This window comes from Dinoroseobacter sp. S375, from assembly GCF_049800775.1.
Taxonomy (GTDB): Bacteria; Pseudomonadota; Alphaproteobacteria; order Rhodobacterales; family Rhodobacteraceae; genus Dinoroseobacter.
In genome coordinates this window covers 106,824-119,454 of the sequence record NZ_JBNAFR010000008.1, presented here as the reverse complement: position 1 = coordinate 119,454, position 12,631 = coordinate 106,824, and the positions used below count along the sequence as shown (strand labels likewise).

The window sequence follows — 12,631 nt, the reverse complement described above, 5'->3', positions numbered from 1 at the left end:
GCGTTACTGCGCCGCCTGCGCGAAATCCGGAAACAGCCCGGCCAGCCCGGACGCCGATGCCTCGCAGACCCCGCGCTCGGTGATCAGCCCGGTCACCAGCCGGTTCGGCGTCACGTCAAAGGCCGGGTTCCCGCCTGGCGTGCTATCGGGCGTGACCTGCACCGCGCCAATCGCGCCCGCCTCGGTCCGGCCCTGAATATGGGTGATCTCGCGGCTGTCTCGCTCTTCGATGGGGATCTCGGCCACGCCATCGGTGACGGTCCAATCGATGGTTGGCGATGGCAGCGCCACATAGAAGGGCACGTCATTGTCCCGCGCTGCGAGCGCCTTGAGATAGGTGCCGATCTTGTTGCAGACATCGCCCTGCCGGGTCGTGCGATCGGTGCCGGTGATCACCATGTCCACCATGCCGTGCTGCATCAGATGCCCGCCCGCATTGTCGGTGATATAGGTGTGCGGCACCCCATGCTTGCCCAGCTCCCACGAGGTCAGCGCGCCCTGATTGCGCGGACGGGTTTCGTCCACCCAGACCTGCAGCGCGATCCCCGCATCATGGGCGTGATACATCGGGCTCGTGGCCGTGCCCCAATCCACCGTCGCCAGCCAGCCCGCATTGCAATGGGTCAGCAGGCGCACAGGCTCTCCGACGGGCTTTTTCGCCGCGATCTCGCGGATCAGGGCGAGACCATGCTCGCCGATCTGGCGGTTTATTTCGACATCCTCATCCGCGATCTCATGGGCCAGCGTGAGCGCCGCCACCGCCCGGTCGCCCTCGGCCAGAGGCCGCAGGGCAGCGCGGCACCGATCCAGCGCCCAACGCAGGTTGATCGCCGTGGGCCGGGTTTTCTCGAGGAAGGTCCAGGCCGCATCCATATTCCCGTCCGAGGGATCCTCGGCCATGGCCAGCGCCATGCCATAGGCCGCCGTCGCCCCGATCAGCGGCGCGCCCCGCACCCGCATCTGGAAAATCGCATCCGCGTAATCCTGCATGCTGGCCACCGGGACCACGCGGAATTCATGGGGCAGCCAGCGCTGGTCGATGATCTCCAGAACGCCCTTCTCGGCGTTCCACCACAGGGATCGGTAATGCGTGCCGTCGATCTTCATAGAACGTCCTTTCCATTGAATTCCCGCGCCATGGCGCAGACCTCGGCGGCTGTCAGCCCCCCATCGGCAGCGTGGATCAACGCCGCCCCCATCGTCAGGTTGCGCGCCTCCAGTGGGGCGCGGATCGCCGGGTCGGCGATCTCTTCGAAATCGGCGTTATGCGCCAGGGACAGGCAGCGTCGGTGCATCTCGATCCCGCAGACCGCCCATGCGTCGCGCCAGATCCCCGCCAGCACCTCGGCGCAGGCAGGACCACTGTCATGGCCCTGATCCTCAAACAACGTCCGGGGATAGAGGATCCCCGTGCGCTCGGTCTGCCACAGGTGCCGGAACTCGGTCTCGAAAGTGGCGCAGGTCTCGTCGATCAAGCCGAGGATCCAGGCCTGATACGTCTCAAGCTCCGGGCCGCGATGGGCGGGTTGGCTGAAATAGGCCATCAGGAAATTCGCGCAGAGCATGCCGATATCGAAGCCCAGCGGCCCGTATTGGACGAATTCCGGATCGATGACACGGCTGTCGTTTTCGGTCGACATGATCGAGCCGGAATGCAGATCCCCATGGACCATGGTTTCGGCATTGGAGACGAAGCGCTGCAGCGCGCGCTGCGCCTTGATCTTGAGCGCCACATCCCCGCGCAGAGAGGCCACCACCGGGCCCAGCCCCTCAGTGTGGTTGTTCATCTCGGCCTCGAAATACGGATCGGTGAAGACCAGCGCCTCGGTGATCGCCGGGATCTCGACATTGCCCGCAAAGAGCGCCGCATCCGCCTTTTTATCGCCGCTGGCCATGGACAGCTCGGAGCCGCGAAACGCCGTGCGCGCGCAGAACCGGCCGAGAAAACCCGCGAGCCCCGCCACATGCTCGCCCGCGATCAGCTTGCGCCGCAGGATGACATGGGGGGCGAGAAACTCCATCACGATCAGCGCCTGCGCCTCGTCGAAGTGATAGATCTCGGGCACGGATCCGGGGTCGCGCGCAGCCTGACGGGTCAGAGCGTGATGTTCGTAGAAAGCGCGGTAGAGCGGCAGGGGCCAGCTGTCGCCCACAAGACGCACGTAAGGAAGCGCCTGTTTCACAATGGCTTTTCCCGCAGGCCCCGAGACGATGAAGACGAGGTTCAGGTTCCCGTCGCCCACTTCCTCGACCTGCCACGCGCTGGCCTCTGGCCCCACTTTGGCCGCCAGAACCGCGATCCCTGCAAGGCGGTCCGGCAGTGTTTCCACCGTCAATGCCTCATACGCCGCGCCTGTCGTCATCAGCGCCCTCCCTGTCCGCTCTCATGCCGTCGCTCTTCTGCGTAGCTTTCAATTTATACTTATGTCAATTCGTTTGACAAATGTATTTCTCCGCGCCTACCGTGACCGACACCAAGGGGGAGGAAACGGGTGGCGGTTGACGCGCTCAACGTAATCGGTTTGCAAAAATCGTTCGGCAGGAACCATGTGATCCGGGGGATCGACCTGTCCTTGCGGGCGGGGTCGGTGACCGTGCTCATGGGGGCGAACGGGGCGGGCAAATCGACCCTGGTGAAGATCATCTGCGGCCATCACGCGGCGGATGGCGGGACCATGACGCTGGCGGGCGCGGGGTTCGCGCCCTCGGATGCAGCGGATGCGATCAGCCAGGGAGTCGTGACAGTGCACCAGTCCATCGATGACGGCGTGATCCCGGATCTGGACGTGGCCAACAACCTAATGCTCGACCGCCTCGTGGAGCGTGGACACGGGCTGTTTGTACGTGAAAAACGGCTGCGCGCCGAGGCGGCCAAGGTCGCCGCCGCCATGGGGATCGAGGTCAATCTGAAAGCGCGGGTCTCGGACCTGTCGGTGGCGGATCGCCAGATGATTGCCATCGCCCGCGCCATGGCCCGCGCCCCCAAGGTGCTGATCCTCGACGAGCCGACCTCGTCGCTCTCGGCGACCGAGGCGGACCGGCTCTTTGCGCTGATCGACCGGCTGCGGGATCAGGGGGTGGCGATCCTCTACATCTCGCACCGCATGTCCGATATCCGCCGCCTTGCGGACCGGATCATCGTCATGCGCGACGGTGCGATCTCCGGCAGTTTCGAGACCGCTCCGCTCGATTACGAGGCCGCCGTGACGGCCATGCTCGGCCACCGGATGACCGAGGTCGATGTAGAACTCGCCCCCGGCACGAGCCCCATCCTCCGGCTCTCGGATCTGCGGCTCGCGCCGGGCGGAGCCCCCGTCACGCTCGAGGCGCGGGATGGCGAGGTGGTTGCCCTTGTCGGCCTTCTGGGCAGCGGCAAGAGCAGGCTGGCCGAAATCCTGTTCGGCATCTGCCAGCCCCCGGGCGGCGAGATGCAGATCGCCGGTGCGCCCTACCGCCCCGGATCTGTCGAAGACGCGATTGCCCAAGGCGTGTTCATGTCCCCCAAGGATCGCGGCACCAATGCGGTGATCCCGGATTTCGACATTGCCGACAACATGACCCTGCCCTTCCTGCGCAGCCTCAGCGCGGGCGCGTTTCTCAGCGCCGGGCGCCAGCGCGCGCGGGCGCAGGAGATGGTCGAAGAGCTGGGCATCGTCTGCCAATCCTTGCGCGACGGGATCGGCACGCTCTCGGGCGGAAACCAGCAGAAGGTGATGATCGCCCGCTGGCTCTTGCAGCCAGCCCGCGTGCTCTTGCTCGACGAGCCGTTCCAAGGCGTCGATATCGGCGCGCGCCGGGATATCGGCCGCCATATCCGCGCCACCGCCAAGGGTCGGGCCACGCTCGTCTTTCTCGCCGAGATCGACGAGGCGCTGGAGATCGCCGACCGGATCGTCGTCCTCCATGAACGCGAGGTGGTCGGCGAACATGTGAACCAGAATATCGACCTCGCGGCGCTCGTCTCGAACATCTCCGGCGCCGCAGTCCCAGCGACAGGCCCCATGTCATGACAGACCGACTTCTCGATTTCGCCATCCGATACGGCTTTCTCATCCTGCTGGTGGGGCTGATCGTCTATTTCAGCGCCGCGGCACCGGGGTTCTTTGGCCCACTTTCGGCGGCTTTCGTGCTGCAATCGGTGGCGATCACCGGCATCCTTGCACTGGGGGTGACCTGCACGCTGGTGGTGGGCGGGTTCGATTTGTCCATCGGGGCCGTGGCGACCTCGGCGCTGATGCTGTCGGCCTATTCCATGGTGATCCTCGAGCATCCGACGATTGTCGCCGTGGCGCTCTGCCTCGGGATGGGGGCGCTGGTCGGGTTGATCAACGGGCTGCTGATCGTGAAATTCCGGGTGCCGGACCTGCTCGCGACGCTGGGCATGATGTTCCTGCTGATCGGGCTGCAACGCATCCCGACCCAGGGCAATTCGATTGCCACGGGGATGAGCCTCGGCGATGGCCAATTTGCCGAGGGCACTTTCTCGGCGGCGTTTCTGTGGCTCGGGCGGCATCGGTTCGATCTGTTCATCGAGCGGCTGCTGCCCATGCCCGTGGTTGTGTTCCTCGGGATCGCGGTGCTGATCTGGCTATTCCTCGGCTTCACCCGGCACGGGCGGCTGATGTATGCCATCGGATCGAACGCGCGGGCCGCCGGGCTCGTGGGCACGCCGGTCAACCGCTACAAGATCGCCGCCTACATGATTTCGGGCGTGACCGCGTCCATCGGCGGGATTCTTCTGGCCGCTCGGCTCGGACGCGGGGACATCGCCAGCGGCAATAACCTGCTGCTCGACAGCGTGGCCGCCGCCCTGATCGGCTTTGCCGTGCTCGGCGCGGCCCGGCCCAATGCATTCGGCACGGCCATCGGCGCGCTCTTCGTGGGGATCCTGCTACAGGGCATGACCATGATGAATGCGCCCTACTACACCCAGGATTTCGTGAAGGGCGCGGTGCTGGTTGCCGCACTTGTCTTCACATTCTACCTGTCCTCGCGCCGCACGGGCGCAGGACACTGACCATCAGCGATAGGGAGGATATCATCATGCTGAGACGTCACTTCATGGCCCTGACGGGCGCGGCGAGCCTCGCCCTCGGCGCGGGCGCTGCCACGGCGCAAACGGCCCCGGCGCCGCTCGACAATCCCGGGGACGTCACCATCGCGCTGGTGCGCTACCTGTCCACGGGCGACTTCTTTCAGGCCTATCTCTCGGGTGTCGAGAAGCAGGCGGCCGCCCTTGGCGTAAACCTGCGCGTGCTCGACAGCCGGCAGGATGCGGCGCTGCAGGCGGATATGGTGGATCAGGCGATTGCCCTTGGCGTGGACGGGATCGTGATCCAGCACGGGCTGACCGAGTCCATGCGCGAGGCCGCCCAGCGGGCCGTGGATGCGGGCATCAAGGTCGTGGCCTTCGATGTGAACGTGGAAAACGAGGCGATCCCGCAGATCGAGCAATCGGATTACCTGCTGGGCAAGCTCGCCCTGGAGCAGGCGATTGCCGATAATGGCGACGCGTTCGACGCTGGCTATGTCTACGTGCCCGGCATCGCCCCGCTCGACCGGCGCCACGTGGCATGGGAAGAGGTCAAGGCCGCCAATCTCGGCATCTCGGAGGCCGCGCGGATCGGCACGCTCGACAACCCGATTGCCAATTCCAATGCCAATCAGGCCCGCGCGGCCCTGCAGGCAAACCCCAAGATCTCGGTCTTTTTCGCGCCCTATAACGAGTTCGCCAAGGGGGTGAAGATCGCCACGGACGAGCTTGGCCTGAGCGGGGATATGAGCATCTATTCCGCCGATATCTCGACCGCTGACATCGCGCTGATGCGCGAGCCGGGCAGCGCGTGGAAGGCCACCGTCGCCACCAACCCCGCCGTGGTCGGCGAGGTCTCGGTCCGGGCACTGGCACTGATGTTGGCGGGCGAGAACCCAGGGGCCTCGGTGATCGTGCCGCCGACCCTGATCACGCAAACCTTCCTGAACGACGAGAACATCCGCAACATGGAGGATCTCGGCGCGAAGATGCCGCAATTCCAGCACGCCGATGTGGCCATGGCAGACTGGATGCCCCTGCCCGCGCGCTGACCATCGACCATCCCCCGGGCCCGGATCCGCCACGCGCGGGACCGGGCTCACCCTTTTCCTGACCGGAGCCCGCCATGCTGATCGGAATTGACCCCCGCACCACGCCCGAACTGATCTCGACCCTCGCCCGGATGGGTCATGGCGACGAGATCGTCATCGCTGACCGCAATTACCCGGCCACATGGTCGGCGGCGGGCTGCATCGAACCCGATGTGATCCAGTATCCGGGCCATGACGCGCTGGAGGTTGCGGATCTGATCACGCAGCTCATGCCGCTGGACAATTTCCACAGCCATTCCGCCCTGCGGATGCAGATCGACGATCAGCCCGACACCCTGTCCGAGGCCCATAAGGCGGTCTGGGACCTGCTGCGTCCGCGCCTGCCTGAGGGCGGCCTGCTGGAAAGCATCGAGCGACAGGCCTTCTATGACCGCGCCGGGGGCAGTTTCGCCGTGGTGCAATGCAGCGAGGACCGGCCCTTTGGCTGCTTCATCCTGCGCAAGGGCGTGATCTTCTAGGCGCTCCGTGCGCAGGCGGGCTCAGCGCGCCATCAGATACTCGGCCACAGCCTGATAGGCCGGCAGCGATGTGGGGTCGATGAACCCGTTCTGCGCCAGCGGGTAGGAGGCGAGCCGCACCAGCACCATTTGCGCTGTCGGATCCACGTAGATCGTCTGCCCGTGCACCCCGCGCGCCGCATAAGCACCGTGCGCGTTGTGGAACACCCACCACTGACTGGTATAGCTGCCGCCCTCAAGCGCCGCGAAACCGCTGAACTTCGCGCGATCCCCCCCGGCGGCGATCCGGTCCACCACCTCGGACGCAAAGAGCTGCGCATCGCCCACCCGCCCCCGGTCGAGCATCAGCTGCCCGAGCCGCCCGAGATCCCGCAGCCCCGCCGAGACCCCGCCCCCGGCAAAGGGCACGCCCAGCCCGTCCACGGTCTGATAGGCGTCCTGCTCGGCCCCCATGGGCCGCCAGAGCCGCGTCGAGGCGAGCGCGGTGACCGATTGACCGGTCACCCGGCTGATCAGCCAGCCCAGCATGTCCGAATTGATGGTCTTGTAGTGAAACGCCTCGCCATGACGGCCCTCGGGCGCGACCTGCTGCAAATACTGCCAATAGCCGTTGGGCCCGGAATACCCCGCCGGTTTTGGCAAGGGGCTGGCCGCCGCCGAATAGCGCCAGATATCCGCCTCCGGGTCCGCGTAATCCTCGGAATAGGCCAGGCCGGTGGTCATATCCATCACCTGCCGCACCGTGGCGGAGGCGAAGGCGCTGTCACCGATCTCGGGGATGATGTCGCGCACCAAGGCCGTCTCATCCAGCACGCCCTCGGCCACCAGGATCTGTCCCAGCAGGCCGGTGATCGATTTGGTCATGGACATGATCGCATGCTTGCCATCCTCGGCCAGACAGCCCGCATAGCGCTCATAGACGATCTCGCCCCGGTGCAGGATCAGCATCCCATCCGTGTAGTTGGCGTGGAAGGCCGCCTCCCAGGTCATCGGGTCCCCATCGCCCAGCGGCTGAAACTGCAGCGCGTCGATCTCGGCCCGCAGGCGCGCCAGCCCCTCGGCGGGTGGGCGCGGCAAGGGGCGCGGTGCCCCAAGGCCCCGGCTGATCTCTTCTGTGGGCAGAAACTCCCGCAGGTGACAGACGGACCAGCGCAGGCGCGGAAAACTGAAATACACCGAATCCGGCTGGGTGATCTGCTTGTCCGGCGGCGGGGGAAATCCCTGCATCCAGCCCATCACGCGCGGATCGCTGTCCTGCGCCGAGAGCGTCCCCGCAGGCAACTGCGCCGCGGCGGGTACGGTCAGGAATGACAGGCCAAGGGCGGCCGCCAGAAAGATGCTGCGCATGGGGGCTCCTTTCGATTTGCGTCTGCCGAAGATCTAGGGCGATTGCGCGCGCTGTCGCGCGGCGGGATCGGGTGATCCGCATCCGCCTTTTCGAGGATCAGCACATCGGCCCCCTCCTCCAGTGCGGCGAGGGCTGCACACAGGGCCGCATTTCCCGAGCCGACGACGATCACATGCTTTGACATCTTGTCCTCCATCCGATACGAATCTTGTATCCAATCGGATACAATGGTGAATGACCCGACCGTGACACGCAAGGACAACCCCGAACTCAACCAGGGCGGCGCGGCCTATGCCGCTCTGCTCAAGGCCATTCGCGCGGGGCATTACGCCCCCGGAGACCGCCTGCGCGAGGTCGAGATCGCCGAGCGTCTGTCCCTGTCGCGCACGCCGATCCGCGAGGCGCTGCGCCGGTTGGAGGCTGATGGCATTGTCGAGCACAAGGCCCGGATCGGGGCGGTCATTCGCCAGCTCAGCCATGCTGAGGTGGTCGAGCTCTACGAGATGCGGCTGGTGCTGGAGCGGACCGCCTCGGAGCTTGCGGCGAAACATGCCGTGGGCGCGCAGGTCGATGAGCTGGCCGCGCTGAACGCCCAGATCGCTGCCTGCCAAGGCGACAGTCAGCGGGCCGCCGCGATCAACCAGCAATTCCACGAGGTGCTCTACCGCGCCGGGCGTAACCGCTTTCTGCTGGAGGCGGCGCGGGCGCTGAACAACGCGCTCTTGCTGCTGGGCCCGACGACGTTGGCCGACGAGGCCCGCATCGAGACGGTCTGCCACCAGCATGACGCGATCATCGATGCGATCCGCGCGGGGGATGAAGCCGCGGCGGGTGCGGCGGCCGAGGCCCATCTGGAAACCTCCCTGCGCCACCGTCTCGCTGTGATGCGCGCCCTGTGATCCTGCTGCGGACATATGCGATCGCCTTGCTGGGGGTTGCCGTCTTCACGGCGCTGGACCTGCCCCTGCCCTGGCTGCTCGGGCCGATTGCTGCCTGCCTGATCGCCGGTCTGCTGGGGCTGGATCTGCGTGGGTTGAAGCCGGTGAACGAGGCGATGCGCGCGGTTCTGGGCGTAGCGGTGGGCGCGACGCTGAGCCTGTCGGTGGTTCTCTCCATGGCGGCGATGTGGCCGACGCTGATGATGATCCCGGTGCTGATCGCACTCTCTGCGGTGATCGGGGTGCCCTATTTCCAGCGCCTCTGGGGCTTCGACTTCGCGACCAGCTACTACTCGGCCATGCCCGGGGGCCTGCAGGACATGCTGGTCTTTGGTGAGGAGGCGGGCGGCGATGTGCGCGCCCTTTCGCTGATCCACGCGACGCGGGTCATGGTCATCGTCACGATCCTGCCCTTCGTGCTGGAATGGGGCTGGGAGGTCGATCTGTCCAACCCGCCCGGCGCCCCGGCCGCGAGCATCCCCGTCGCGCAGCTTGCCCTGATGGTCCTGGCCGGCCTCGTCGGCTGGCAGGTTGCCCGGCGCGTCGGTCTCTTCGGGGCGTCGATCCTCGGCCCGATGATCGCCGCCGGAATCCTCGCCATGCTGGGGATCCTGCAATACCGCCCGCCCGCCGAGGCGATCTGGGCCGCTCAGTTCTTTATCGGGATGACCGTGGGCGCGAAATACGCAGGCGTCACCGGGCCCGAGGTGCGACGCGACGTGCTCGCGGCGCTGGGGTTCTGCGTGGTGCTTCTGGTGCTGGCGCTGATCTTCACCGAGGCGGTGATCCTGCTCGGGCTCGCCCCGCCGCTCGACGCGCTTCTGGCCTTCGCACCGGGGGGGCAGGCCGAGATGACCGTGCTGGCGCTCTTGACCGGGGCGGATATGGCCTTTGTCATCGCCCATCACATCCTGCGGATCGTGACCGTGATCGTCGGGGCACCGGTCGCCTCGCGCTGGCTCAGCCCCAAACCTCCGGGTTGATCATGTGGATCGGCGCGCCCGCCGCAAAGGCCGCCACCTGATCGAAGATATCCGCGAATTGCAGCGCGTACTCCTCTTCGGTGACAAAGCCGATATGAGGCGTGGCAATCACGTTGGGATGGGTCAGGAGCGGATGGGACGGGTCGGTCAGCGGCTCGGTGTCGAAGACATCCACCGCGGCCCGGATCCGGCCCCGGGCGATCTCAGCCTCCAGCGCGCCGGGCGCGATCAGCCCCGCGCGCGCGGTGTTCACCAGAAGACTGCCCGGCGCCATGGCCGCCAGATCCGCCGCGCTAACCCCACCTCGCGTCTCGGGCGTGAGCCTCTGATGGAGGCTGACCACGTCCGAACTCGCAAAGAACTCGGCGCGCGAGGCCGCGACCTGCGCGCCATCGGCGCGGGCCCGGTCCCGACTGCCCTCCGAGGCCCACCAGTGTACCGTCATGCCCAGAGCCTCGGCAGAGGCCGCCACCGCCCGGGCGATCCGGCCATAGCCCAGAAGCCCAAGCCTCCGCCCCCGGAGGGTCCGCCCGACGCCCGCCTGCCAGTGCCCGGCGCGCAGCGACGCCACTTGCGCCGGCAGGTCCCGGGCACTGGCCAGCATCAAGGCCAGCGTCAGCTCGGCCGCCGCATAATTCGGCCCACCCCCGCCCTTCATCTTCGAACAGAGCAGCACCCCGTGCGCGGTACAGGCCGGAACGTCGATATGGGGATAGGTGCTGCGCTGGGAAATCAGGCGCAGCTTCGGCAAATGCGCGAGCAGCTCCTGGTCGATCGCGGTGCGCTCGCGAAACAGCACCAGCGCCTCGGCCTCGGCCAGACGCGCGGCCAGCGTGGCGCGGTCGGCCATATGATCGGTCCAGACCGTGACGTCATGCCCGGCCAACCGGTCAAAACAGGGCAGGCCCCGCAGGGTGTCGAACCAATCGTCGAGAATATGAACCTTCACCTGGCCTCCCCCTTTTCGGCAGCGTCTAGAGATGCCCGGGCCCGAGATCCTCCGGCGGCAGGAGCCGCCCGATAACCGCGATCAGAAAGGCCGTACTGATCCCGAAGGTCAGCAACCCGGTGATGGCCCCGAAGGTCGCAAAGATCCGCAGCCCCTCGCCCAGCGTGAGATCCCCGTAGCCGAGGGTCGTGTAGGTGACGGTCGCGAAATAGAAACTCGCGGCGATGTCATCGAAGGCCCCGACGCTCGTAAAGGCAAAGGCCCAGGTCCAGATCTGGATCGTGTGCGCGGCCACGATGATCATCAACGCCAGCGACAGCAAGAGCGCCGATCGCACCACTTTTCCGTTATGATGGAACCGCTTGTGGACAGTTGCCATTGCCGGAATGCTCAAGGCCATGAACCCCACATGAACCAGAGCGCACACTGTCAGAAAGCAGCTTCCCAACAGAACTTGGGCGGTCATCGTCATTGGCGTCCTTTCCAGTTTGACTGGCGTGGTAAACACTGCAAGCGTACTGGAAAGTCTATAACGATGGAGCCCCGGATGATGAACCAGCTAATCGCGCGTGTCTTTGTGACCGCTGCGCTCACCGGTATGCCTCTGGGTCTGGCCGCGCAGGACAGCGCGGCGCAGGACATTCCGCGCCCTGCCAAGGTGGCCGTGGTCGAACAGACCGCAAGCGAGGTGACCCGGACCTATCCGGCCATCGTTCTGCCCTCCGATGAGGTTGAGCTCTCCTTCCGGGTCAGCGGGCCGGTGGTCGATCTGCCGATCCGGGCCGCAACCAGCGTGGTCAAGGGCGATGTGATCGCCCAGATCGACCCGCGCGATTTCGAGCGCCGGGTTGCCCAGCTCGAAAGCCAGCGCGACCAATCCGCAGCCCAGCTCGAGGCGCTGCGCATCGGTGCCCGGGTCGAAGAGGTCGCCGCACTCGAGGCCGCGGTCGCGTCCGCCGAGGCTCAGCTGGAGCAGGCTCAGGAACAGGCAGCCCGGACACGGCAGCTGACCGAACGGGGCGTGGCCTCCACAGCGCAGCTCGAGGGGGATGAGGCGAATTTGCGGGTCGCACAGGCCAATCTGCGCGCCCAGCAGGAACAGCTTGCCATCGGGCAATCCGGCGGACGCCCGGAGGATATCGAGGCCGCAGAGGCCGTGCTGCGCGGGCTCGAGACGGAAATCCAGATCGCCCGCGACCAGCTGGATGATGCCACCTTGCGCGCGCCCTTTGACGGGATCATCGCGCGGCGCGATATCGACAGCTTCACCATCGTGCAGGCGGGGCAGAGCGTGGCGCTGCTGCAGAACCTGCAGATTGTGCATCTTCTCTTCGACGTGCCGGGACCGGATGTCACCGCGCTCTCGGCCAATGGTCAGGAAAATATCCGCAACAAGGTGACCTTTGACGCCCTGCCCGGAGACATTTTCGACGGCGAGATCGTGGAATTCTCGGTCCAGGCCGACAGCGCAACCCAGACCTATCGCGGACGCGTGGCGGTGGTCCCGCCGGAGAACGCGGCGATCCTGCCGGGCATGGTGGGGCGTGTCCTCTCTTCGGCGCCGGGCAATGGTCAAAAACTGCTGATCCCGCTCACCGCCCTTGCCGCCGACCCAGGCGGCAGCCCCTTTGTCTGGCAAGTGCTGGAGGACAATACCGTGCGCCGCCAGCCCATCACCCTCGGCGAGGCCGAAGGCGACAAGGTCGCGGTGGAGGACGGGCTTGCCGCTGGAGATACGGTTGTGGCCGCCGGGGTGAGCCAGATCATGGAGGGCATGACGATCCGCCCGGTCACGAAGATCGGGGGCTGAG

At 66.2% G+C, this 12,631-nt stretch carries 13 protein-coding genes; 7 read left to right on the top strand and 6 right to left on the bottom strand.

Translation table 11 applies throughout. The features are described 5' to 3' along the window. Positions 1–3: 3 nt before the first annotated feature. Entirely contained in the window at positions 4–1,107 is a 1,104-nt protein-coding gene (mtnA, locus tag ACP150_RS16905) for an S-methyl-5-thioribose-1-phosphate isomerase (RefSeq protein WP_424967850.1), read from the bottom strand. Further along, positions 1,104–2,363, bottom strand: a complete 1,260-nt coding sequence (gene mtnK, locus ACP150_RS16900) for an S-methyl-5-thioribose kinase (RefSeq protein WP_424967849.1) — start codon at positions 2,361–2,363, stop codon at positions 1,104–1,106. The genes mtnA and mtnK overlap by 4 nt, the downstream gene beginning before the upstream one ends. A gap of 186 nt (positions 2,364–2,549) precedes the next feature. Between mtnK and ACP150_RS16895 the strand changes: the two genes are divergently transcribed. From ACP150_RS16895 to ACP150_RS16880, 4 genes are all read left to right on the top strand, one after another. Then, positions 2,550–4,010 (top strand): sugar ABC transporter ATP-binding protein, encoded by a 1,461-nt coding sequence (locus ACP150_RS16895; RefSeq protein ID WP_424967848.1) that lies wholly within the window; start codon positions 2,550–2,552, stop codon positions 4,008–4,010. Further along, a complete protein-coding gene (locus ACP150_RS16890; RefSeq protein WP_424967847.1) occupies positions 4,007–5,017 on the top strand; it encodes an ABC transporter permease in 1,011 nt (336 codons plus the stop codon). The genes ACP150_RS16895 and ACP150_RS16890 overlap by 4 nt, the downstream gene beginning before the upstream one ends. A 26-nt stretch (positions 5,018–5,043) precedes the next feature. Next, positions 5,044–6,084, top strand: a complete 1,041-nt coding sequence (locus ACP150_RS16885) for a substrate-binding domain-containing protein (protein WP_424967846.1) — start codon at positions 5,044–5,046, stop codon at positions 6,082–6,084. Between the two features lie 74 nt (positions 6,085–6,158). Beyond that, positions 6,159–6,602, top strand: a complete 444-nt coding sequence (locus tag ACP150_RS16880) for an RbsD/FucU family protein (protein ID WP_424967845.1) — start codon at positions 6,159–6,161, stop codon at positions 6,600–6,602. A gap of 21 nt (positions 6,603–6,623) precedes the next feature. Here the strand turns inward: ACP150_RS16880 and ACP150_RS16875 are convergent, their stop codons facing one another. Both ACP150_RS16875 and ACP150_RS16870 read right to left on the bottom strand, forming a co-directional pair. Beyond that, positions 6,624–7,838 (bottom strand): serine hydrolase domain-containing protein, encoded by a 1,215-nt coding sequence (locus ACP150_RS16875; protein ID WP_424967916.1) that lies wholly within the window; start codon positions 7,836–7,838, stop codon positions 6,624–6,626. A 65-nt stretch (positions 7,839–7,903) separates the two neighbouring features. Beyond that, a complete protein-coding gene (locus ACP150_RS16870) occupies positions 7,904–8,134 on the bottom strand; it encodes an FAD-binding protein (RefSeq protein WP_424967844.1) in 231 nt (76 codons plus the stop codon). A 46-nt stretch (positions 8,135–8,180) separates the two neighbouring features. On the opposite strand from ACP150_RS16870, the gene ACP150_RS16865 reads away from it, so the two are divergent. Next, complete coding sequence (locus ACP150_RS16865) at positions 8,181–8,849, top strand: GntR family transcriptional regulator (protein WP_424967843.1); 669 nt, start codon at positions 8,181–8,183, stop codon at positions 8,847–8,849. Further along, a complete protein-coding gene (locus ACP150_RS16860) occupies positions 8,846–9,871 on the top strand; it encodes an AbrB family transcriptional regulator (protein WP_424967842.1) in 1,026 nt (341 codons plus the stop codon). Before ACP150_RS16865 ends, ACP150_RS16860 begins: the two co-directional genes overlap by 4 nt. Here ACP150_RS16860 and ACP150_RS16855 read toward each other — a convergent pair. Both ACP150_RS16855 and ACP150_RS16850 read right to left on the bottom strand, forming a co-directional pair. Further along, positions 9,849–10,820: an NAD(P)-dependent oxidoreductase gene (locus ACP150_RS16855; RefSeq protein WP_424967841.1), complete on the bottom strand. Its 972-nt coding sequence runs from the start codon at positions 10,818–10,820 to the stop codon at positions 9,849–9,851. The genes ACP150_RS16860 and ACP150_RS16855 overlap by 23 nt on opposite strands. Positions 10,821–10,845: 25 nt before the next feature. Beyond that, a complete protein-coding gene (locus ACP150_RS16850) occupies positions 10,846–11,286 on the bottom strand; it encodes an ion channel (RefSeq protein WP_424967840.1) in 441 nt (146 codons plus the stop codon). An 81-nt stretch (positions 11,287–11,367) separates the two neighbouring features. Here ACP150_RS16850 and ACP150_RS16845 point away from each other — a divergent pair, with 81 nt between their 5' ends. Next, the gene (locus ACP150_RS16845; RefSeq protein WP_424967839.1) at positions 11,368–12,630 is read left to right on the top strand and encodes an efflux RND transporter periplasmic adaptor subunit; all 1,263 of its coding nucleotides are present in this window, start codon (positions 11,368–11,370) and stop codon (positions 12,628–12,630) included. Position 12,631 lies beyond the last annotated feature (1 nt).

Coding starts and splice junctions, on each gene's coding strand:
- mtnA (WP_424967850.1), bottom strand. CDS start 1,107: ATGAAGATCGACGGCACGCATTACCGATCCCTGTGGTGGAACGCCGAG.
- mtnK (WP_424967849.1), bottom strand. CDS start 2,363: ATGACGACAGGCGCGGCGTATGAGGCATTGACGGTGGAAACACTGCCG.
- ACP150_RS16890 (WP_424967847.1), top strand. CDS start 4,007: ATGACAGACCGACTTCTCGATTTCGCCATCCGATACGGCTTTCTCATC.
- ACP150_RS16885 (WP_424967846.1), top strand. CDS start 5,044: ATGCTGAGACGTCACTTCATGGCCCTGACGGGCGCGGCGAGCCTCGCC.
- ACP150_RS16880 (WP_424967845.1), top strand. CDS start 6,159: ATGCTGATCGGAATTGACCCCCGCACCACGCCCGAACTGATCTCGACC.
- ACP150_RS16875 (WP_424967916.1), bottom strand. CDS start 7,838: ATGGGCTGGATGCAGGGATTTCCCCCGCCGCCGGACAAGCAGATCACC.
- ACP150_RS16870 (WP_424967844.1), bottom strand. CDS start 8,134: ATGTCAAAGCATGTGATCGTCGTCGGCTCGGGAAATGCGGCCCTGTGT.
- ACP150_RS16850 (WP_424967840.1), bottom strand. CDS start 11,286: ATGACCGCCCAAGTTCTGTTGGGAAGCTGCTTTCTGACAGTGTGCGCT.
- ACP150_RS16845 (WP_424967839.1), top strand. CDS start 11,368: ATGATGAACCAGCTAATCGCGCGTGTCTTTGTGACCGCTGCGCTCACC.